The organism is Shewanella woodyi ATCC 51908, from assembly GCF_000019525.1.
GTDB lineage: Bacteria > Pseudomonadota > Gammaproteobacteria > Enterobacterales > Shewanellaceae > Shewanella > Shewanella woodyi.
In genome coordinates this window covers 1,175,703-1,198,410 of sequence record NC_010506.1, presented here as the reverse complement: position 1 = coordinate 1,198,410, position 22,708 = coordinate 1,175,703, and the positions used below count along the sequence as shown (strand labels likewise).

Here is a 22,708-nt window from a genome sequence, read left to right as displayed (position 1 = left end):
TCAGCAAGTTTTTGTCCAAAAATGTGTTTAACCACTAGATCTCAAATCGAAGAGGTTAACAATCAGGTGTGAATGCGGCTGTGGGCGTTGGTGGCAAGGATGCCACCGTCGAGCTTATAGGGACATATTTATGGCGTCCCGCAGAAGTATTCACACATAAGGCATGCTGCAAGCAATAGATTGCAATTGTGGCTATGGTTGACAATCAACCATCAAATACTAATTCCGCTCAATGAACCCAACCCAAAAGATATTTGAAACTTGCTATCTGGCAAGTCATCAAACTTGCTGCAAAAGCAAACCACTGTTAGCTTGGGGGAATAATTAACAACAGGATTAGATTGATGGGCTTGAAAGGTGTAGCGCTAATAATAACCTCTATATTTATGTTCATAAGCTCAGCACTTCAAGCTGAGGAGAAAAGCCCATATCTATACATTCTTGGGGTAGCGCAAGATGCGGGGTATCCACAGACTGGTTGTTATGCAGAGCACTGTATGCCGGGGTGGAATGACCTCTCACTCAGACGAGGTGCGGTCTCTCTAGGCCTTATTGATCCCACCTCCAATAAGAAATATATGTTTGAAGCAACGCCCAATTTTCCAGAACAGTTGTATCAACTGGAAAAAGAAGCACCTAATGAGCAATTTGAGTTAGATGGGGTGTTTATCACCCACGCCCATATCGGCCACTACTCTGGACTGATGTTTTTAGGACGTGAAGCGATGGGCGCTGATAATACACCCGTTTATGTGATGCCTAAGATGGGGCAGTTTTTACAAAATAATGGACCTTGGAACCAGCTCATTAAATATAACAACATTGAATTACAGCCACTTAAAAACAATCACTCTCAAAAGCTAGGATCGGTAAAGGTTACCCCTTTTATTGTGCCCCATCGTGATGAGTACTCTGAAACTGTCGGCTATCGAATTGAGGGACCAAGCAAAACAGCCCTGTTTATTCCCGATATCGATAAGTGGTCTGAATGGGAGACTAACATTGTAGATGCGATCAATACCGTTGATTATGCACTGATTGATGCAACCTTTTTTGCCGATGGCGAGCTACCGGGCCGCGATATGTCCAAAATCCCCCACCCTTTTGTCTCAGAAAGCATGGCGCTATTTCAAGCGCTCTCATCTCAGCAAAAACAGAAGGTATGGTTTATTCACTTCAACCACTCCAATCCGCTTATTAACCCTGACAGTAAAGAGAGTAAACAGGTCAAGGCTAGCGGCTTTAATATTGCCAAGGAGGGGATACGCCTAGTGCTTTAACTAGGCCCATGATGGTAAGCCTAAAGCTACATTGCCTCTATTTGATCTACCATCAACTGCAATGTTTGATTACCCCTAAACTCGTTAACATCGAGCTTATACACAACACGAGCATGCTCAATGGTGGCATCCGGCCAAGTGGTCATATCGACGTTAAAGGCGATACCGTCAAGCATAAGCTTGCCACACTCGGTTTCCAGTACAAGCTTGAGGTGCTTCTCACCAACGATACGCTGCTGCACCACTTTAAAATAACCATCAAACAGAGGCTCAGGGAACTCTTGGCCCCATGGGCCTGCATTCCTTAGCTCCCAAGCCATAGGTAAGGTCATCTCATCGGGTGTCAGCTCGCCATCGGTGGTCATCTCACCGGTTAACTGCTCAGGCTTTAGCAGCTCTCTTACCCCTTCATCATAAGCCTGTTCAAACTTATAAAAGTCTTTCTCTAACAGGGAGAGGCCAGCTGCCATGGCATGACCACCAAACTTAAGGATCATCCCAGGGTGTCTGCTATTAATCAGCTCTAACAGATCCCGCATATGCAGACCTTTAATCGAACGTGCAGAGCCCTTTATCTCTCCATTGCCCGCATCGGCAAACGCAATAACAGGTCGATGATACCTGTCCTTAATGCGCGAGGCTAAAATTCCTATGACTCCTTGGTGCCAATCCTCCTTAAACAGGGCTATCCCCCAAGGAAGCTCAGCTTCATTAAGCTCTAATTTCTCTAAACTCTTTAAAGCTTCCTGCTGCATATCAGCTTCAAGATCCCGTCGCTCAGCGTTCAGGCCATCTAGCTCTGACGCCATACGTCTGGCAGTCATCATGTCATCACATAATAGGGTTTCGACCCCCAATGACATCTCATCGAGTCGGCCCGCCGCATTTAACCTAGGCCCAACCGCAAAGCCAAAATCAGAAGCCACGATTCTAGATGGATTACGCTTAGCCACCTCTAACAATGCCGTGATCCCAGGTCGACACCTTCCTGCGCGAACCCGTTGCAACCCAGCTTCGACTAAGATTCGGTTATTGCCATCTAATGCAACCACATCAGCCACTGTACCTAAGGCAACAATATCCAGTAACTGAGCTAAATTTGGCTCAGCGATCCCCTGCTCTTGATACCAGTTACGCGATCTTAACTCTGCTCTTAACGCGGACATAAGATAGAAGGCAACCCCAACCCCTGCAATTGATTTACTAGCAAAGCTGCAATCGACTTGGTTTGGGTTGACGATAGCATCGGCGTTGGGAATGGTTTTCCCAGGAAGGTGATGGTCGGTGATAACCACTTGCATCCCCAGAGATTTCGCCGCTTCTACCCCCTCAATTGAGGAGATGCCATTATCGACGGTGATCAGTAACTCGGCGCCCTTATCCTGTGCTACAGCGACTATCTCGGGACTTAAGCCGTAACCAAAATCAAATCGATTTGGGATCAGGTAGTCGACCCGCGTCGCCCCCATCATCTTAAGTGCAAGTAAACACACACAAGTGGAAGTTGCACCATCGGCATCAAAATCCCCCATGATCAGAATAGAGCGCTGAGCCATAATGGCATCCGCAATGATCTCTGCCGCACGAGGCAATCCCATCATGGTATCGGGGCGAAGTAACCGCTTTAGGGCCAAATCACAATCTGCCGCCGTGCTGCCACGACTGGCATATATCTGCTTTAGGAGTGGAGAGAGGGTTTCGGGAAGGTGAGTATCATCGACTCTAGGGCGGCGAACAATCTTATGGATCACTTCATTACAGCCTTTTGCATCAAAACAGGGAAGCTCAGCTTATCAAAGGAGCTAAGTGATGACACATTAAAAAATACGATTGAATTAAAGCAAAAAGCCAGTAGTACCTAAGATACTACTGGCTTAATCTAGCAACTGATTAGTTAGTCGCTTCAAGCACTTTAAGCAGTGCAGCTGGTGGTTGGTAGCCAGGGATCATGCTGCCATCTTCTAGCACAATTGCAGGGGTACCATTAACACCAAAGCTTTGGCCTAGGTTGTACTGCTCCGCAATTTTCGCATCGCACTTCTCCTGTTTGACGCTCTTACCGCCTTTTGCATCTGTCATGGCTTGAAGTGGATCGGCAGCACACCATATTGATTCCATCTCATCGGCATTTGCCGAAGGTATGCCACGACGAGGGAAAGCGAGATAACGAATAGTAATACCTAGATCATTATACTCCTGCATCTCGTTATGTAGCTTACGGCAGTAACCACAGGTGGTATCGGTGAACACTGTAACCACGTGCTTCTCGTTTTTAGCCTTGTAGACCAACATATTATCTTCAAGAGGCTTCATCATCTCAATTCGAGGGCCCGCCATCGCCGCCTCAGTCAGGTTCTTCATCCCTTTATCGAGATCGTAAAGATTACCGTGAAACAGTTTAGAGCCATCTTTGGAGATATAAAGCACACCGCGATCGGTTAATGCTTCATATAAACCAGGGATTGGAGACTCCTGAAGAGAGTGAACTTTTACACTTAACGTATCAGCTAGCTTCTCTTTTAAAGCCTTGCTATCGTCTGTCGGTGTATTGGGGGCAGCAATCGCAGATTGAGCCAACAATACAGCAAAAATCAGGGTGCATACTCGGGTAAAAATCATGGGGTATCCTGTTATTATTTGGGTCATACATGGTCAAAAATAGATAAACTAATGAGTCATGAAAGATTAGACCCTAATTAGTCCTGAAAAGTTACAGTTTCAGTGGGATTAAAGCAAATATTAACTGTAACTAGATCCATCAAATCCTGCCTATTGCGTGAAAATATACCAATTAGTATTAGAGCAGCACTAACCTCTTGGGTGGTGTTCGCTATGCAGCTGACTCAATCTCGCCTTAGCCACATGGGTATAGATCTGTGTGGTAGAGAGATCGCTATGGCCCAAAAGTAACTGCACCACTCGCAGATCTGCCCCATGATTGAGTAGGTGCGTCGCAAACGCATGCCTTAAGGTATGTGGTGAAAGGTCAGTACTTATTCCCGCCCTCAATGCATAGTGCTTAATTCGATGCCAGAAGGTTTGCCGCGTCATCATGCTGCCCCGCTTTGACGGAAACAGCACATCACTCATCTTCTGTTTAAGCAGCTCACCTCTAGCGGCTACTAAGTAACTCTCTACCTCTGAGATAGCCATCTCACCTAAGGGAACAAGTCGCTCCTTGCCCCCTTTACCAACCACTCTAACTACTCCCTGGCGTAGGCTTATCTGCTCCATGGTCAGGCTCACAAGTTCAGTAACCCTAAGTCCTGTGGCATACAAAAGCTCAAGCATCGCTTTATCGCGGCACTCTATTGGGTCGTCAAGATTGGGCTCGCTCAGTAAGCTATCCACATCCGCTTCACTCAGAGAGTCTGGAAGTTTACGGGCTAGCTGCGGCGATTTAATCTGAGCAGTGGGGTCTACCTCGATTCGATTCTGAATCACTAAGAAGCCATAGAAACGTCTTAGACTACTGATAAGTCGTGCGCTACTCGTGCGTGCAAAGCCTTTCTCGAAACGAACATCCAGATAATCCCTAATCGTTCCCTGCGTCGCATCACACAAGGCGATCCCAGACTTGATAAGATAATGCTCAAAATGACAGAGATCGGTACGATAAGCACTCAAGGTATTACTACTTAGCCCACGGCTGGACCAGAGGTCATCAAGAAAGAGTTCAATCAAGGGATCGCTCTTATGCTGAACTGGCACGATATTGTTATCAGATTGACTCAAGTTATCTCTCCAACATAAAAAACGCAGAAATTAATAGGGCGTAAACATTAAATGTCTACGCCCTATTTTATGTCAGCTTAACTTACATGCCTAACAAAGAGTGGCTATCAGGAGTTCAATAACGGATCAGTCTTAGGCTTTTTTACCAATAAACAAGCAATTATCGTTAAACCTGTAGGTAATAACCAAGCCATCCCCTCACTGTGTAATGGCATAAAGTTAAATAAATCCATATTAACACCAGCCGCTTTCAATCCATCAATCACACCAAATACCAGTGCAACACTTAACACGATACGGTGAGAGAACTCAGGCATTGAAAACTTCTCAGTCAGGAAAGTCACAGCAACCAATGCGATAGCAACTGGATAGATGGTATAGAGCACAGGAACGCTGATGCTGATCAGCTGAGATAAACCAACATTAGCAACCGTTGCACAGATAAGGCTGATAATAATCACAAATGTACGGTATGAGAGGCTTGGAATGAGCTCATTAAAGAACTCAGCACACGCTGTCACTAAGCCAATCACTGTGGTTAAACAAGCTAGAGTCACCACAGCCGCTAAGAGTATCTTGCCAAACTCACCAAACTCACGGTTCACATAATTAGTAAGAATCACGCCACCATTATCGGCGCCAGCAGCAATATCACCGCCCGTTGCCCCTAAATAGAAGAGTGAAATGTAGACAAATGCTAAGCCAGCAGCCGCGATAAAGGCAGCTTGAATCAGGTATTTAGTTTGAGCTTTGCTATCACTTACCCCTTTTCGGCGTAGAATATCGATAATCAACATACCAAAGATGAGTGAAGCCAGTGTATCCATCGTATTGTATCCCTCAAGGATACCTTTGGTTAACGGGTTACTCTGATAATCCCCTACTGCATGGCTAATTTCAGCACCAGGAGTCATAAATACCGAGGCTGCAAGAGCCACCAGAAGCGCTAACATGATTGGCGTAAGGATTTTCCCAACGCTATCTAGCAGTTTACCTGGGTAAAGTGCCAACAGCATGGCGCCACCAAAAAAGATAACTGAGTAGATAAGCTGAGAGATATTAAGTGTAATTCCCGCCAACATAAAGGTAGCACTGCTGTCGGCTAAGAAAGGTTTAAACCCCATCTCATAGGCAACGAGACCAGCACGAGGCGCAGCGAAAGCTGGACCAATAACGATGTAGATGGCAACAGCGAATACGGTTGCAGCCAGCGGCGGAAGTAACCCCATGATCTTGCCGTTTGCCTTAGCAACGGCTATCAAGGTGATCAAAGGCAGTGTCACCGCAGTGATGAGGAAACCAAGCATAGCTAGGTTCATATTCTCACCAGAGAGAAATCCCGCAAGTGGCGGGAAAATTAAGTTTCCTGCACCTAAGAAAAAAGCAAAGGTCATAAAACCCAAGCCCAAGGTGTCAGCTATAGTCATTTGTTTATCTTGCACTTTTCGCCCCATCATTATTTTGTTTTTATCATTCTCAAGTCATCACGCCGAATACATTCTCAGTGTAAACTTTAGATTACACAGCTCCATGGTAAATTCGGCCAATACTTGGCGAGTTATTAAACAGAAGCATAAAACACTAGTGCTAAAATTGTTTAAAACTGGTTTACCTGCCCCTAAATACCGTATAAAAACGTCTCGAGGGGGCATACTATTATCAAACTCACTGAATATTGACAAGGATGCACATCACCTCAACAATAATTAACACCAAGAAGGCAACATAACAAAAACCATAGATTAACAGCCGTTACTTAACCCAAGCATAAACCGCTATCAAAAGACGGAAGAAACAAAAATCCAACATAAATTTGGCTATTTTATCCCGCTATTTTTTTGTTCTCTACAGCGAATAATTCAATACATAACACTAGCTCACTCATTCAACTCCGGCTTATCTCCCCCCTATTGATATTCGCGATATCCATTTAGTTAGCGTACAATTCGCGCCAACCTAAATTAGTCAAACTCCCCTCAATGGCCTTTACCTTTAAACAATTTCATATCGATGATCATGGCTGCGGTATGCCCGTCAGCACAGATGGAGTACTGCTCGGTGCCTGGGCGCCGCTGTCAAAGGCAGAAAATCTGTTAGATATAGGCGCAGGGAGTGGATTGCTCAGTTTGATGGCAGCCCAACGAAGTGAAGCTCAGATCACTGCTGTCGAACTGGATGACACGGCATTTCATGCCTGCAATAAGAACTTCATCGCCTCTAAATGGCAAAGCAGATTGAATTTGGTATATGCCAGCGTACAGGAGTTTTGTAATCAGCATACAGACGGTAATAACGCTCAATTTGATCACATTATCTGTAACCCTCCCTACTTCAAAGGAGGAACACAATCCAGTAACAGACTCAGGGCTCAGGCAAGGCATACTGACAGCTTAACTTTCCACGCTCTTCTTGAAGTGATAACCAAGCTACTTGCTGCAACAGGGACGGCTAGTTTGATCTTGCCAAGCCAAAGCATGACCCCTTTTATTGAAGAGGTTGAGAAAAGTGAGCTATGGATGAACCAGCTAACCAACATTAGCGACTCAAGGTTTAAGGCACCTCATCGTCATCTTTTCACCCTTAAGCACAAGGCAACTAAGTTAGCTGAAGATGACACAGTGATCACAAACAATCTTTGCATCAAAGAGCCTGATGCAAGCTATACCCCAGAGATGATAGCGCTAATCACTGGCTTCTATCTCAAGTATTAAAGTGACTAAACAAAAGCATCATTTAAACGCTATTTTCTGACGCCAACGACCACTTACCCCATTTTGTTGTTTTCTTTAATGGGGATTTTCAATACTAATGATTTAAGTTAGCCCGATTAACCTTTATAATGTGCCGCTATTATTTATTGAGACGCTGCACATGCTATTTGAAGACCTCCTGCTTGACCCTATTTTATTAGAGTCATTAAAAGCCATGGGCCACCACAAGCCCACCACCATACAGCAACAAACGATCCCCTTGGCCATGGATCAGCGGGACATTCTTGCGCGTGCACCGACTGGAACAGGCAAAACAGCCAGCTTCCTACTCCCGGCTCTACAGCATATTATCGATTTCCCGCGTCGATTCTCAGGTCAGGCACGTGTTGTCATTCTCACGCCTACCCGTGAACTGGCAAGTCAGATCCACAGATATGCCTCTCACCTTGCCTATGAGCTAGACCTTAATACTGTCATCATCACAGGTGGTGTCCCTTATGCGCCTCAAGAGGAAGCATTAAAAGGGAATGTTGATATATTAGTGGCAACCCCAGGCCGTCTGATGGAGTACCTAGATAAGGGACTCTTTAATGCTGAAGAGGTGGAGATCTTAGTGATCGATGAAGCCGACAGAATGTTAGATATGGGTTTCTCAGCCGTTGTCGAAACCATTGCCATTGAGTCTGTTGGCCGTAAACAGACTATGCTGTTTTCTGCCACACTAGAGGGCAGCGATGTCGGCCGCTTCTCCCACCAACTGCTTACCGATCCGGTAAAGGTTGAAGCCGAAGCGCCTCGCAGTGAGAAAGCGAAAATTCATCAGTGGATCCATATTGCCGATGATAAAGAGCACAAGTTTAAACTCTTGTGTAGCATACTTCAGCAAGAAGAGACCCAAAGAGCCATTGTATTCGTTAAAACCCGCGAAGCCGTTGCCAGCTTAGAGGGGATGCTGCAGCGTGTAGGCATACCTTGCAGCTATATGCGCGGTGATATGGAGCAAAAGCAAAGATTCCAAGCACTGGGTCGTTTCACTAAAGGTGAAGTGAATGTCTTGCTTGCCACCGATGTTGCCGCACGAGGGATCGATGTTGAAGATATCACCCATGTGATCAACTTCGATATGCCACGCTCTGCCGATACCTATGTTCACCGTATCGGTCGTACAGGCCGTGCAGGTGCAAAGGGAACGGCAATCTCCCTAGTCGAAGCACATGATATCCGTGTTGTTGGTAAGATTGAACGTTATATGGATCAGCCACTAAAACGTCGCTTCATTAAAGATCTTAGACCTAAGAACAAAGAGGCTAAACCACCAGGGAAAAACAAGGTTAAGCCTAGTGAGAAAAGCTTCAGTAAGAAGAATAAAAAGAAGAAAAAGAAATAAACCTAACATTTAGGTAAACTTTAGGAGCCGCAATCGCGGCTCCCTCTTCAATCAACATAGCCGAATAACACACTACAAAAAGCTCAATAATTAAACAATAAAACCTGTTTAGCCTAGTACTTCAGTATTAACCCCCTCTTCCAGCAGCATTTAATCTACATTTGATACAGTTTATTTACAAAAACCGTTTTGTCACATCTCTAGACTCTGGTAGATTTAACCAAGTATAGGAATGTCAGCATGGAACAGCGGGATAATAATGATAAAAATAATACGAAGATTAACCCCTCTCTTCATACTTTTTTTCTTTGGCATGGCCGCTTGGCTACTTATTAATACCAAAGAAAGCCCTGAGCAGAAAGAGGAAGAAAAACCAGCCCAAATAGTGGATGTGGTAAAAGTTGAACAGCAAACCGTTTCCCTGAACTTACCTTCATATGGTGTTGTCACCCCTAAGAATAAAACTCAGCTAGTCACTGAGGTAAAAGGACGTCTACTTAGTATCTCCCCCAACTTTGTTGCTGGTGGAGTGGTTAAAAAAGGGGAGCAGCTCGCCATGATTGAGCCATCGGATTATGAAGCCGATCTGAGTCAAGCTCAGGCTAGCCTTGCCCAAGCACAGGCCGCATTAGAGGAGGAGATTGCTCGTGGTGAGGTCGCTAAGAACGACTGGAAAGGCTACGATGGTGGGCTTCCGCCAGAGTTAGGCCTCAGGCTGCCTCAACTAAAAAAAGAGCAAGCCAATGTTAAGTTTGCTCAAGCTGCTATGGCCCGCGCCGAGCGAAACCTAGAGAGAACGATCATCCGCGCCCCCTTTGAAGGGATCATCAAAACAAGAATGGTCGATCTAGGCCAATATGTCACCCTAGGAACCAATCTGGGTGAGCTTTATGATACCCGCATTGCTGAGATCCGCCTGCCACTTGCCAACAATGATCTTGCTTACCTAGAGTCTGTTGATAAACCTGATACACAAGTCACGCTCAGTGCATCACTTGTAGGCAAAGAAGTAAGCTGGACAGGAGATATCGTCCGCAGTGAAGGCGTTATTGATGCCGATAACCGCATGGTATATCTGGTCGCCGAGATAAAAGATCCCTACCTAAGAGAATCAAAACATCAAGGGCAGTTACCACTTAAATATGGCAGTTTTGTTACCGCTATCATTAAAGGGCGTACCGTTGAGGGCATTGTAAAACTGCCTCGTCATATCGTTCGCAATAATCAAGTAGCCGTAGTTTCTAGTGATAATATAGTTGAGGTTCGCGACGTTAATATTGTTCGCACCGATGTCGACAGTGTCTACATTAAAGACAGCCTTTTAGATGGCGAACGTATCTCCTTAACTAAACTCTCCAGCATGCGCTCTGGCCAATCAGTCAAAATCTTAGGTGAAGCGGATAATAGTGGCAGCAAGTCGCCACAAACAGATGAAGATAAAGAGCAACATTTAGCAGCAAAAGGTGAGCAATAATGGAGCCACAAAAAGGAATCATAGCTTGGTTCGCTAAAAATATTGTTGCTGCAAACCTATTGATGTTTTTCCTTATTATGGGCGGCCTAGCAAGCAGTATATTTGTCATCAATAAAGAGGTGATGCCCACTTTTGAGGCGAACTACCTGCAGATTTCTGTAGCCTACCCAGGCGCGGCTCCTCAAGAGATTGAAGAGGGGATCAACATAAAGATAGAGGAGTCACTCCAAGATATTATTGGGATCAAAAAAGTCACCTCTGTTGCGAGCGAAGGTGTAGGCTCAGTATCCATTGAGGTTCAAGAGGGTTATGACCCACAAGATATACTCGATGAAGCCAAACTCAGGCTCGATGCTATCTCTACCTTTCCCGATAATATCGAAAAACCCGATATCTACCGTATGAAGCCAGAAAACTATGTGATCTGGGTCTCAGTCTATGGTGATATCGACCTGCATGAGATGAAGGAGATAGCTAAAAGTATACGAGAGGATATCACTTCCCTCCCCTCGGTAACCCGGGCAAAAGTGACAGGAGTCAGGGATTACGAGGTGAGCATTGAGCTATCGGAAGATAAACTCAGAGAGTACGGTCTTAGCTTTGCTCAAGTCGCACAGGCGGTTCAAAGCTCCTCTATCGATCTTCCAGGCGGTGCTATTCGAGCTCAAGATGGTGACATTCTCTTAAGAACTAAAGGGCAAGCCTATACTGGCGAAGACTTTTCTAACATCTTAGTATCCACTCGTGCCGATGGCAGCCGAATCATGCTATCTCAAGTCGCCATCATTAAGGATGATTTTGAGGAGCGACAGGAGTACACACGTTTTAACGGTAAACCTGCCGCCATCATCGAAGTCACCAGCATTGATGATCAAAATGCTCTGAAAATTTCAGAGGAGGTCAAAACCTATATTGCTAAACGTAGTGAAACCTTGCCCGCCTCTGTCAAGGTCGATACCTGGGGAGACATGACGCACTACCTCAAAGGCCGCCTAAACATGATGCTATCTAACATGTTTTACGGCGCTATATTAGTGTTTCTTATTCTCGCGCTTTTCCTTGAGCTTAAGCTCGCCTTCTGGGTCATGATGGGGCTTCCCGTCTGCTTCTTAGGCACTGCACTCTTGATGCCTATCGAACCCTTCTCCATGTCAATTAACCTATTGACCCTGTTTGCCTTTATTCTGGTGCTCGGTATTGTCGTCGACGATGCCATCGTCATAGGAGAGAGTGCTTACTCTGAAACACAGTTACATGGTCACTCCTTAGATAATGTCGTCAAGGGAGCAAAAAGGGTGGCCATGCCAGCTACATTTGGCGTACTAACCACCATAGCGGCCTTTATTCCCATGTTAATGGTATCTGGACCCCAGGGGGTAATTTGGAAGTCCATTGGCATGATCGTCATTCTTTGTTTAGTTTTCTCGTTAGTGGAGTCCAAGCTGATCCTGCCAGCTCACCTTGCCCATATGAAGCCGAAAAAACCAAACCTAAACCCCAACGCCTTTGTGCGCTTTAAACTAGCCCTAAATAGTAAGCTTCAACACTTTATTCACCACAAATACCGCTACTTTTTAGAGCGCTGTATAAAGAATAGATACAGTGTCGTCTCCCTGTTTATCGGCGTACTTATCCTCTCTATCGCTCTGGTCGTAAGTGGCACGGTACGTTGGGTATTCTTCCCCGATCTTCCATCTGACTTTATGCAGGTGCAACTAGAGATGGAACCAGGTAGCTCAGAGGAGAATACACTTCAGGTCGTCAAACAAGTTGAAGATGCCCTCTATGCCATGGATCAAGAGATGGAGGAGAAGTTTGGATACCCAGTGGTAAAACACAGCTATATCAATATGGGATCTCGTACCTCAGCCTTTATCTTTGCAGAACTCACTAAAGGGGAAGACCGTGAGGTTGACGGTGTCACTATCTCCAATGCTTGGCGTGACAAGCTGCCTGAATTACTTTCAGTTAAGAAGCTCAGTATCGCTGCCAGTACTGGTGGCGGAGGCAGTGATATCTCATTTAGACTCTCCTCAGGCAACTTGGAGCAGCTCGCACAGGCTTCAGCCGAGTTAAAACAGAAACTCAAAACCTATGAGGGTATCTATGATATCTCCGATAATAACTCATCGGGAAGCCACGAAATCCTCCTTGATATAAAACCTGAAGCGGAAGCTCAAGGCTTAACTCTGTCGGATCTAGCCAGTCAAGTTCGTTATGGTTTTTACGGCTTCGAAGCTCAGAGAATATTGAGAAACAAGGAGGAGGTCAAAGTCATGGTGCGCTATCCTTTGGAGCAGCGCCGAACCATAGGTCATCTGGAAAATATGATGATCCGTACTCCCTCAGGAAATTCGGTTCCCTTCTCCACTGTTGCAGAGGTTGAGCTAGGAGACTCCTACTCATCAATCACTCGTGTCGACGGCCGCCGCGCCATCACTATTATTGCCAATGCTGACAAAGAGAAGGTGGAGCCCTCTAAGGTAGTCACTGAGATACAGAGTGAATTTCTCCCCTACTTGGAGGGGAAATACCCACATATTTCGACAAGCTTAGATGGTGGCAGTGCCGATGAACAAAGTGCACTCATTAGTTTAGTTTTAGGCTTTTTAGTCGCGCTATTCGCCATCTATGCACTAATGGCGATACCACTAAAATCATACAGTCAGCCATTGATCATTATGGCGGTGATCCCCTTTGGGGTCATTGGCGCCCTCTTTGGTCACCTGCTCTTGGGCTTAACACTCAATATTCTTAGTCTATGTGGCATAGTTGCACTAGCAGGTGTTGTGGTGAATGACTCGCTTATCTTGGTTGATTTTGTCAATAAGGCACGTGCTGAGGGTCAATCGATAACCCAAGCCGCTATAGATTCAGGTTGTTACCGCTTTCGGGCAATCATCCTGACATCATTAACCACCTTTGTGGGACTGGTTCCTATTCTTTTAGAGACAAGCCTACAGGCTAAGATTGTGATCCCCATGGCAACCTCACTTGCCTTTGGTATCCTCTTCTCTACCTTAGTGACGCTTATTCTGATCCCACTGCTCTACATCATGTTAGATGATCTTAAGCGGCTGTTAACACGATTTAGTGGTGGATTACGCCGCTTCTATATCTGGTGGTGGCAGCCTAAGTCTGCACAGGATGATTTGACTTAACATTACGAAGACAAAAGGGAGGCTAAGCCTCCCTTTTTCGATCTAAACAACATTTTCTCTCAGTCGTTTGAGATAACATTGCAAAAACTCACTCCAGATCCCATCTTATGAGCAACGCAACTCTCATCTACGATATCCGCAACAGCCGTTACCTTAATATCACGGGTCGTTGCACCCTTCGCTGTCGGTTTTGCCCTAAACATAATGGTAGTAAGCAGGTGCACGAATATCAGCTTGCTCTGGATCATCAGCCAAAGGCTGAAGAGATCATTAAGCAGCTAGGCAATGTGGCGCAATTTGATGAATATGTGTTCTGCGGGTATGGTGAGCCGACGCTGAATCTACCGACGCTACTTGCCGTAGCTCAAGTCATTAAGCAAAAAGGCGGCAGAGTAAGAGTCAATACCGATGGTTTAGGGAACCTGGTACATAGGCGTAATATTTTACCAGAGTTAGCACCATGGATAGACACGCTATCTATCTCACTGAATGCCGACACGGAGCAAGCTTACCAAACTCATTGCCAACCTAAACTTAAAAACAGCTATCAAGCGGTAAAAGAGTTTATCTTACTGGCACCTCACTATATCAATTCTGTTCAAGTATCGGCTATCGATGGGCTCGAGGGCGTCGATATCCAAGCCTGTCAAACATTTGTAGAAAGTTGTGGAGCAAGTTTCAAACATAGAGTACTCGATATCGTTGGATAATCCATAGCAAAGCGATTAGTCACAAAAATTCACAGAATAAAGAGCAAGTTTCAATAATCTGACAGAGTGTAACAGGCACTGTTTGGATGATAGTTTTGTGCTAATATATTGTTCCATAAAACTAACGACTATTAAATTCTGATGCTGACGCGAAAACAACCTCTTCTAATCGCAGCCCAAGGGATCCATTGGTCCCACCAACGTTTGCTAGCCGTCGCAGCTCAGCTTTGCTTACTCATCATAAGTGTCACCCTGTTAAGCAATGTGATTATTACACTAGGTGAGCGTCGTCTTCAGGAAGATTGGGCCACTCAGAGATACAGTGAACTTCAAGCTGTTGGAACAGTCATTGCCGACAAAGTCGCTTTTCAACAATTTCGTACTCAAATGTTCGCCAAATCAGAGCTGCTAAAGCGCTATCTTGATCTTCCCAGCAAGGAGAGAGAGGAGAAGCTCAAACAAAACTGGAACATTATACGAGACAACATTCCTGAACTGCTTGATATGGCTCTGTTCGATCCACAAGGTAAATTTAAATTTGCCACCAGTGATGACTTTGGTCATGAACCAATACCTGCAGCGCTGCTTGGATCATCGAGCAATATGGGAGGTAATGAGATCTATACCTCTCCACTCGAATTTAGCCCGATAAATGGCAAACTAGAACCCTACATGTATCAACTTGCCTGGCTTGAAAACCCAGATCAAAGCATTAGAGGATACCTAGTAACCTACAACTCCATGGCGCAGATGTTAAAGAGTATCAAACCTGCATACTCAAGCAGCCAGTCACCTCTGTTGATGTTAGATACCCAAGGCTTGCTGTACGCAGGAGCCGAGTCTAGCCCTTCTCTACAGCGAATACCTGATACTATGGGAGGTAGTTTAAGACAGAGCTATCCCGCCCTTTGGCGTAAAATGGCAACCAGCAACTTTGGTCAGTTTCATGGAGACAATGCCACATTTGTCTATCTAAAAGTCGAGCTCACCACCCAATATGAAACCCGTAGAGAGTATTTCCTTGTTTCATATGTACGCAACGATGATATTGCAGCGAAATTCACCGAGTGGCGTAGCTTACTGATAATAGGTGCATCAGTGCTGACAATCCTTGCTTCAATACTCATATTCCTCAGCCACCTTTATCGCCTTGAGCAAGCATCGCGGATGTACAGTATCGAACTATCAAGCCGCCTATTTCATCGTGATGTCGGTTGCATTATTGTCAATGATAATAGCCGTGTTATCTCAGCCAATAACCGAGCTGCCGATCAATTGGGACTACCCAAAGATGAGTTACTCGACCGCAGCCTGCAGCGGTTATTGCATCTCGAAGATGATGAATACACAGAGATCATGCTTCATGTTCAACAACATGGAGAGTGGAAAGGTGAGTTCGATTCAGGCGCTGAGACTCAAGCTCAACTGATTGCTCATATTAAAACCCAGCATGACTCAGTGAAAACTAAAGCCTATCTTTTGATCACATTTGAAGATGTCAGTGAGCTTTACAGCGCTAAAAATGATGCGTATATCAATCAGATGCTTAATGATAGCTCAGTTGCAACCGCGTTAATTCAAGCCGATGGCCACTTAGTCCGCACGAATCACGCCTTTGATCAGCAGATGCAAATACAGCAAAGCCCCACTAAAAACCTGACTGAGCTGCTCAATCCCGATATAGGAAGTAAATGGTCACAGATACTTCAGCAGATAATTCTTCAGGGTAGCTGGAAAGGACAGGTACTCTGTACCCAAAGCCATATGCTCAGCGATTGCCTTCAAGCGACCTTAAAGGGGCATTTGGACTCCTCGGGAGAGATTGAATATATCGTATGTACCTTTGAACAAGCTATCCAAAAAGAGTCCCGCTCAGATCGCGGTGAACTAGTTCCACATAGAACCACAGTCTTAGTCAACCTAAGGGATCTAGAGAGCTATTTTAAGTCACTCCCTTCGAATAAGAGAGAGAGTTCAAGCTTGATACTGATGGATATCACCGCAGAGAGCATGCTCAGCCATATGAGTGATATCGGCCAGCTAGAGAACAGGCAGAAAGAGGTCGAGTTGAAGATCCTTAGGGAGCTACCTGCGGGTTATCAGATGTCCCATTGGCAACTTGGAAAGCTCATCATCATTTTGCCAGATACCGATGCCGATAAAGCGCACCATTTCGCCATAAAATCCATGAGTAACTTAAGTGATATTGGGCTAAGTGAAGGGATATGTATGGGGATTGCCGCCTACCAAAGCGGCCAATCATTGGAGCAATATCTAAGTAATGCAGAGGTGGCACTTAAACGCGCTAAGCAAACAGGCGAGCAGATGATCTGTCAGGCATTTACCAGGGTAATATAGCTCGTAGAGCTGCATTTTGAAACGCCTTACTCCATTAAAGGGATCCCCTCAGGGATGTCGCTTTGGCTGATATCAATAATCGTTGAGCGGTTCATGGTGACCTTATACCTAGCGTATTCGGTCTCCCCTTTTCCGTTTTTTAAGGCGAGGATCATATTGATCTGATAACGCCGCTCCACTGAATCATTACTTATCTTGCCATCTGACTCTTTATAGATCTTTGCCTTACCTCGCTCCAGATAACGGGCGAAAGGCACTAAGCTAAAGTTAACCTGCTCTTGAATCGAAGTATAGCCAGTCAAAAACTCCTTCTGAGTGACCCGAGTATGTATGCCATAGTGCAGTACTTCAGCATCGAGCTTATTCTGGGAGTGGCGTCTTTTTAGAATATCCGTGATGGGATCTGGCAGCTCAGATGTCTTCATAAAATCAAGCCATACCAGCTGTTTCGCAATAGCCGTTTGGCTGGTTGTATCCCGTAAAATTCGGCTCCACTTAGGTCGCCCCTTCTGAATGAAACGCCACAGTGCGTTACGGATATCCTCTTTAAAGATCTCGCGAAAGCCATAGATCACCGCGAGGGTGAGCACTAATGCGATGGTAAGCCCACTAAATACTCCCTGAGCTTTAATGATTAAGGCGGAAACCACTAACATCACCATGGCCGTAGCAAAGCCAGTGGTCATCTTCTTCAGGCCAGTTCCTAAGGTTTTCAGCTCATCTTTCAGCACAACCCCTTGCTGAATAAGGCGCCTTAATAGCAACATTTTATTCGAGATACGGTTAGGATCATCTTGGGTTTGTTGTGAGTTATAGCGTCTAGCATCTCTGTGTTGGCGCTCTGCTCGGCATTGAGTAACAACCGTCTCTATCATCTCACTGTACTCACTACCTCTGGGGGCTCTGGACAAGAGCTTTAACAGCTGTTGCTCGCAAAACCAGGAGAGGTAGTTATCAGCGTTTTCAAAATAGGGCTTTCTCTTTGGATCGCTTGGCTCATTACGGCGAAACTTTTTCAGCAGCTGCGCCACTAACTCACTCAGATCCCTTAACGCAGTAAAGAACTCCTCAGGCTCCTCAATCTGTCTCAGCTCTTTACTGTCAGTCTCAATGGCCACGGCAAATTGATAAGCAAATAGATTAAGATAAAGCCTAAACTCCTCTACAGTTCGCTTCTTCTGACTGGCAAATCGACTTTGTACGAGTGGCAGATGTAAGCCTGTGGAGTAATAGGAGCGTCGCCCTGTGATAGCGGAGTGGTAATACTCCTCCTCATTTAAACTGTGAGGGCCTATTCCCATCTCTTTAGGCAGGAAAAAGTAAAGATCCAGACGTCGGTTATCCCCCACCTTCATCTGATGGATAAACTTGATAGAGAGAGATTCTTCCTGCTTAACGCGAACTTTAGACACTGAGCCCCTAAATATTTACGAAATTAAATCAGATAGTTATTTTTAATTTATTCCTAATTATAGCGTAAAAGTCGATTATTGAACCAAACGGCAACCGCAAACTGTGTTACTTGGTTGAAAAAGCACCACCGCATAATCATTCTGCTCATTGAGATCTAACATCTCAACACTTAAATTATGCATCCCCTTTTTATCCAAATTAAAAGAGCTTACATAGGAGAGATAACTCATATGTTCAGGTATCTCATCTCCGTCTAATCCAGACTCCTCCTTGGTCTTGACCGAAAAAGAGTATCTCTGCGCACTATTATCGACCCCAACCACACTGCCTTTCATTCTGATATTACCAGCAGAACTACCATCATGGTTAAAATAGCGATAGTTAAACTGTGCTAGCTCTCCTTTAGCGAACAGATCAACCAATAGATAATGACGGCTTTTACTTTCCCTCTCGTTACTGGGATCGAAAAGCTCAGAGCTACAACTCATCATTAACTCCTGAGAAGGATTAAGCTGACGGTAGCTAAAAGTCACACTCATTATCAGTATGAATAAGATTAACCCATTGATCCCCCACAATAGTTTTCTATTCACAAAGCGCGACCTCATCTAACCAAGTTTGGGAGATAAACTGTTTCTGCTGTCTAAAGTCAGATAGTTTCAAGTTTCTGATCACCGACTGACCTAATTTATCTCCCTTCATTGTTATATTAAATACTTGTTTATCATGGGAAAGAGATAAGTAAACCTGTTGCCAACTCGTTGATATACACTGCTTAAACCCCATTTCAAGTTGTTCTATGAGGAGTAATAACGACTCATTATTTGTTTTTGACTTACTGTAACTAATCAAGCTCAGCTTTTGTCCAGAAGGAAGAGAAAGTGCCACAGTTTTTAAGGGAGCCGTAGGCCCATTACCGGCATAATTTTCACTAAAATGGAGCGCAGTTAATACGATAAAAGGCAGTAAAATAACGAGCACTAGCCAAGGCTTACCCCAAGTTAGCGTTAACCACTTATCTCTTCTACGACGGGTTTCACAACGTAAACGGTAACCTCGCCCCTTTACCGTTTCGATGAGGTGTTCATGTTCGGCTCCAAGGAATGAGCGCAGCATAAATACCGCTCGTGTCACAGAAGAATCGGTCAAAGCAGGATGTTCATCATCGGCAGCACCGAGTTTATGCTTCTCTACTACTGAGCCTCGACTGGCTAACAATAACTTCAATACCTGAAGCTCAGCTCTCGGTAGCAGCCATTCATCACCAGTAGTAAGGTTCTTTAGTTGAGCCCGGTGGGCATCGAACTGACAAGTACCCAAAATCATAATACGCCCCATCACCAATATCGAAGCGATAATATGTAAATTAAACTAACATTTCTGTGATCGCGGTTATCTCCTCTAAAAGCCCATGTTAAAAGCTGCACTAAGTGTGTAAATAGCTTATTAGTTTGCGAAGAGGATCACATTGATAAATATATAAATACCTCAATTAAGAGAGCTTCAAATTTGATAAATTCAGATGAAGATTATAAATAACATGATCCAGCTCACCATTTGAGCTAAACCTTGGATCTTGTGAATTAATTTACTCCCCCGCCCCTCAGATTTAACCACTGAATACTTACCCTTCATCGAGCTTGTGATAGTTCAATATTTATCCATACAAGATCACACTATTTGCGCTATTCAAGTTAGACACTTACCCCAAGCAAACCGGCCAGTTAGAACCTGCTCGGTGTACCAGATAGCAATGACAACAACTTAAGCTAAGTAAGGGATAGTGATGACAATTAACAGACGCCAGGCATTAACAAGAATAATCGGAATAAGTACTGCTGCAGCGGGAGTAAGCTTAGTAGGCACATCAGCCTTTGCTGCAACAGATGATCAGGGAAACTTCCACCTCGAGCTAGGAGACAAGCTTAAATATGTGCCACTGGATCCCATGGCCACCGCAAAGCTTGCTTATGAAACTGGTGGTGGGTGTATGCATCAGGTTTTCCACTCCCTTGTCACCATGTTAGGTAACTCATCAAGCGCAGATGCTGCCAAGTTTAAAACCATACCAACAGCGTTAGCAGGTTTCGGTTTTGCAGGTGTTGTTGGCCAAGGAACCATATGTGGAAACCTTAACGCTGCAGGCATGCTGATCAATATTCTTGATGACATTAACAAACAAAACTCAGCCGTTATTGGTGCCGCATTCCGTTACTACGAAAACACTGAACTGCCTTTCTCATCACCAGAATTTGTTAGCGGTATCGGCTCAACAGATGAGAAAACAGCATTGGTAGGCAGCTCCTCTACGGCAAATAGTATTCTATGCCACTCCTCAATCAGTAACTGGTCTAAAGCTTCAGGTAAAACTTTTAGTCAGAAAGGTGAGCGCTGCTACCGTCTGTCCGCTTCTATCGCTTTTCATCTGGTGGAACTACTCAATCGCGCATACCACGGAGAGGATATTGCTGCACTTCCTGAATCTAAGCCCTCCAGTGATGCACAAAGCTGTCAGAGCTGTCATGGCGTTAGCGATACCATGAGCTCAGCAGCCAGTGTCAAGACCGACATGGAATGCACAACATGTCATACCGGCCACTTTAACTAAAGGAGTAGATGATGAACAATAAACGGCTCACTTCACTCCTTGCCTGTACCCTTTTGGCCACAGCGTGCGGTAGTGATAGCAATGACAGTAATGATGGCGGCGAGATAGCTCCACCACCCGTTGCCACAACAATCGATATAGATAAAGCCACTAGCATACAAATTGAACTTACAAGCTTTGAAGGAGCATCAGGCGCACTGAGTTTTAATTTAAGTGATAATGAGAAACAAGCGATCACACAGGCTAAAGATTACAAGATCATCTACTTCGGCTTTCCTGAACAAAACAGCAAGATCAATAACCCTAAGGGATGGCAGCGTTGGCACCTAACAAACAGCTATAGCTGTAACAGCCAAGAGAAGGAGTGTGAAGGGATACTCACTGAATTAGAGACGAAAGGAAGCTACACCTTCGAAGCCCCAGATCTTGACTGGAGCCGAGGGGACTCTGATGAAGTCGTAAAAAGATACAAGGTCGCCATTGAGATCAAAGGCGCGTTAAGTTCAAACGAGCTAGAAATTTTACCTCCACAGTGATCTGTGATAAAGGAGAGCCCCGCTCTCCTTTCCCCTTTAAAAAGCCAATTTATGCAGCTTAAGATGACAGCCCCACAAGCCATCATCTGGTAAGAATTGAATAATCGCGTAATTATCTTTCTCATCCAATTCAACCAAATTTATACCAAGCGATAAAGGCGTTCCATTGGTAATAGCCAATCGACTCGCATCGATAATTGTCTTCATATGTTTAGAGAGCCTAGCTTGTGCTAAGTTAGACACAACTTGACCATTATCTAGCTCTAACTTTAACGACATAGAGCTCAGATCAAGCTTACTCACCTTACCACTTAAAATCATAGAGCTCTTCTCTAATCCTGATTCGAAGAAGCGATACTGAAGCGTAACCAGCTCTCCCCTCGCCTCAATCTCTAAACCAACATCCAGATCTCGGTTAATATCTTCACTATATAGAGCGGCGCGGCAACTTAACGACACATTTTCTTCAGGTACAAAAAAGTAATGCAACCCTATGCACAGACCTACAATCACTAGCAGAGCGAAAACTAGAAACCATACTCTTTTGCCAAAACAAAAAAACTGCTGAGATTTATTCACTACAAACCCCAACCTTAATTAACCACTCTTGAGTGATGAATTGCCACCCCTCATCTAAAGGCGCTACTTTTAAGTTTTTCATCTCGACTCCGGCATCAAGCTGCCTTTTTAGCACCATACTGATCAAGTTATTCTCTGTTGAAACAGAGAGGAAAAGGTCTTGCCAAGGCACCTTAGTGCAATCCTTTAGGCTTTGAGTCAAAAACTCAGTCTGTGGCTGATATTCACGTTTAAGCTTTTCAGAACTAAAAACAGGGTAAAGGGAGAGTTTAGAGGAATGACTAGTGATCACTTGTTCTGTGACAGAGTTTATCTTCATAGACGGAGCAAACAGGCTGTTAATTAAACAAAGTAGGCCCAATAACAGTACGATAAAAATAAAGTAATCTTTAGCCGAAATACTGCCAAACGGTACTGATGATGTACTTCTTGCTTTTGATTTAACAGCACAATGGAGTAGATAACCCTGCTTATCAACGGTCTCTAATAACTCAGCGTACTCAACGCCTAAATAAAACTTAACCCGCTCAATAGCCAATATTAATTGAGCTTGCTCTTGTTTATCCTCGGGCATACTCGATAACAGCTCCTCCCTAGATAACACCTGACCGCGCTGCAGCACTAGGGCTTCAAGAACTGAAAATTCGGTAGCCGGCATCTTCCAACTGGTATCATTGGTGAGATTAGATAATGTCTTACTATTTATATCGAACCAGCATGAGCCTATCTGCATATATCAGCCTCAACTAACTAAAT

Annotated in this window: 18 protein-coding genes; 9 read left to right on the top strand and 9 right to left on the bottom strand. The window is 44.6% G+C overall.

The features are described from left to right. Window positions 1-386: 386 nt before the first annotated feature. Window positions 387-1,280, top strand: a complete 894-nt coding sequence (locus SWOO_RS04580; protein ID WP_229377307.1) for an MBL fold metallo-hydrolase — start codon at window positions 387-389, stop codon at window positions 1,278-1,280. 26 nt (window positions 1,281-1,306) lie between these two features. Here SWOO_RS04580 and recJ read toward each other — a convergent pair whose 3' ends face one another. The 4 genes from recJ to brnQ form a co-directional block, all read right to left on the bottom strand. Further along, entirely contained in the window at window positions 1,307-3,031 is a 1,725-nt protein-coding gene (recJ, locus tag SWOO_RS04575) for a single-stranded-DNA-specific exonuclease RecJ (RefSeq protein WP_012323538.1), read from the bottom strand. A gap of 139 nt (window positions 3,032-3,170) precedes the next feature. Beyond that, window positions 3,171-3,899, bottom strand: coding sequence for a bifunctional protein-disulfide isomerase/oxidoreductase DsbC (gene dsbC / locus SWOO_RS04570; RefSeq protein WP_012323537.1), 729 nt, complete (start codon window positions 3,897-3,899; stop codon window positions 3,171-3,173). Window positions 3,900-4,088: 189 nt separating this feature from the next. Continuing rightward, on the bottom strand, window positions 4,089-4,991 hold the full coding sequence (gene xerD, locus SWOO_RS04565) for a site-specific tyrosine recombinase XerD (protein WP_041417970.1): 903 nt from the start codon (window positions 4,989-4,991) through the stop codon (window positions 4,089-4,091). Window positions 4,992-5,122: 131 nt separating this feature from the next. Next, a complete protein-coding gene (gene brnQ / locus SWOO_RS04560) occupies window positions 5,123-6,469 on the bottom strand; it encodes a branched-chain amino acid transport system II carrier protein (RefSeq protein ID WP_041417969.1) in 1,347 nt (448 codons plus the stop codon). Window positions 6,470-6,994: 525 nt separating this feature from the next. On the opposite strand from brnQ, the gene SWOO_RS04555 reads away from it, so the two are divergent. The 6 genes from SWOO_RS04555 to SWOO_RS04530 all read left to right on the top strand — a co-directional run bounded on the left by SWOO_RS04555 (window position 6,995) and on the right by SWOO_RS04530 (window position 16,816). Further along, the gene (locus tag SWOO_RS04555) at window positions 6,995-7,726 is read left to right on the top strand and encodes a tRNA1(Val) (adenine(37)-N6)-methyltransferase (protein WP_012323534.1); all 732 of its coding nucleotides are present in this window, start codon (window positions 6,995-6,997) and stop codon (window positions 7,724-7,726) included. Window positions 7,727-7,886: 160 nt separating this feature from the next. Then, window positions 7,887-9,113 carry an ATP-dependent RNA helicase SrmB gene (gene srmB, locus SWOO_RS04550; protein WP_012323533.1) on the top strand — a complete coding sequence of 409 codons (1,227 nt, stop codon included), beginning with the start codon at window positions 7,887-7,889 and terminating at the stop codon, window positions 9,111-9,113. A gap of 259 nt (window positions 9,114-9,372) precedes the next feature. Further along, on the top strand, window positions 9,373-10,587 hold the full coding sequence (locus SWOO_RS04545; RefSeq protein ID WP_012323532.1) for an efflux RND transporter periplasmic adaptor subunit: 1,215 nt from the start codon (window positions 9,373-9,375) through the stop codon (window positions 10,585-10,587). Continuing rightward, window positions 10,587-13,748, top strand: a complete 3,162-nt coding sequence (locus tag SWOO_RS04540) for an efflux RND transporter permease subunit (RefSeq protein WP_012323531.1) — start codon at window positions 10,587-10,589, stop codon at window positions 13,746-13,748. The genes SWOO_RS04545 and SWOO_RS04540 overlap by 1 nt, the downstream gene beginning before the upstream one ends. Before the next feature lie 107 nt (window positions 13,749-13,855). Next, window positions 13,856-14,458 carry a TatD family nuclease-associated radical SAM protein gene (locus SWOO_RS04535; RefSeq protein ID WP_012323530.1) on the top strand — a complete coding sequence of 201 codons (603 nt, stop codon included), beginning with the start codon at window positions 13,856-13,858 and terminating at the stop codon, window positions 14,456-14,458. 141 nt (window positions 14,459-14,599) lie between these two features. Further along, window positions 14,600-16,816, top strand: coding sequence for a PAS domain-containing protein (locus SWOO_RS04530; protein ID WP_012323529.1), 2,217 nt, complete (start codon window positions 14,600-14,602; stop codon window positions 16,814-16,816). Between the two features lie 26 nt (window positions 16,817-16,842). Here SWOO_RS04530 and SWOO_RS04525 read toward each other — a convergent pair whose 3' ends face one another. The 3 genes from SWOO_RS04525 to SWOO_RS04515 all read right to left on the bottom strand — a co-directional run bounded on the left by SWOO_RS04525 (window position 16,843) and on the right by SWOO_RS04515 (window position 19,555). Beyond that, window positions 16,843-18,228 (bottom strand): hypothetical protein, encoded by a 1,386-nt coding sequence (locus tag SWOO_RS04525; RefSeq protein WP_012323528.1) that lies wholly within the window; start codon window positions 18,226-18,228, stop codon window positions 16,843-16,845. A 75-nt stretch (window positions 18,229-18,303) separates the two neighbouring features. Beyond that, window positions 18,304-18,822, bottom strand: coding sequence for a hypothetical protein (locus SWOO_RS04520; RefSeq protein ID WP_012323527.1), 519 nt, complete (start codon window positions 18,820-18,822; stop codon window positions 18,304-18,306). Then, window positions 18,815-19,555: a winged helix-turn-helix domain-containing protein gene (locus tag SWOO_RS04515; protein ID WP_012323526.1), complete on the bottom strand. Its 741-nt coding sequence runs from the start codon at window positions 19,553-19,555 to the stop codon at window positions 18,815-18,817. Before SWOO_RS04515 ends, SWOO_RS04520 begins: the two co-directional genes overlap by 8 nt. A 460-nt stretch (window positions 19,556-20,015) precedes the next feature. Between SWOO_RS04515 and SWOO_RS04510 the strand changes: the two genes are divergently transcribed. After that, window positions 20,016-20,837 (top strand): cytochrome c3 family protein, encoded by an 822-nt coding sequence (locus SWOO_RS04510; RefSeq protein ID WP_012323525.1) that lies wholly within the window; start codon window positions 20,016-20,018, stop codon window positions 20,835-20,837. Window positions 20,838-20,845: 8 nt separating this feature from the next. Then, entirely contained in the window at window positions 20,846-21,373 is a 528-nt protein-coding gene (locus SWOO_RS04505) for a hypothetical protein (RefSeq protein ID WP_229377305.1), read from the top strand. A gap of 36 nt (window positions 21,374-21,409) precedes the next feature. Here SWOO_RS04505 and SWOO_RS04500 read toward each other — a convergent pair whose 3' ends face one another. Together SWOO_RS04500 and SWOO_RS04495 are read right to left on the bottom strand one after the other, a co-directional pair. Beyond that, window positions 21,410-21,952 (bottom strand): hypothetical protein, encoded by a 543-nt coding sequence (locus tag SWOO_RS04500; protein ID WP_012323523.1) that lies wholly within the window; start codon window positions 21,950-21,952, stop codon window positions 21,410-21,412. Continuing rightward, a complete protein-coding gene (locus SWOO_RS04495; RefSeq protein WP_012323522.1) occupies window positions 21,945-22,685 on the bottom strand; it encodes a winged helix-turn-helix domain-containing protein in 741 nt (246 codons plus the stop codon). The genes SWOO_RS04500 and SWOO_RS04495 overlap by 8 nt, the downstream gene beginning before the upstream one ends. Window positions 22,686-22,708: the final 23 nt, after the last annotated feature.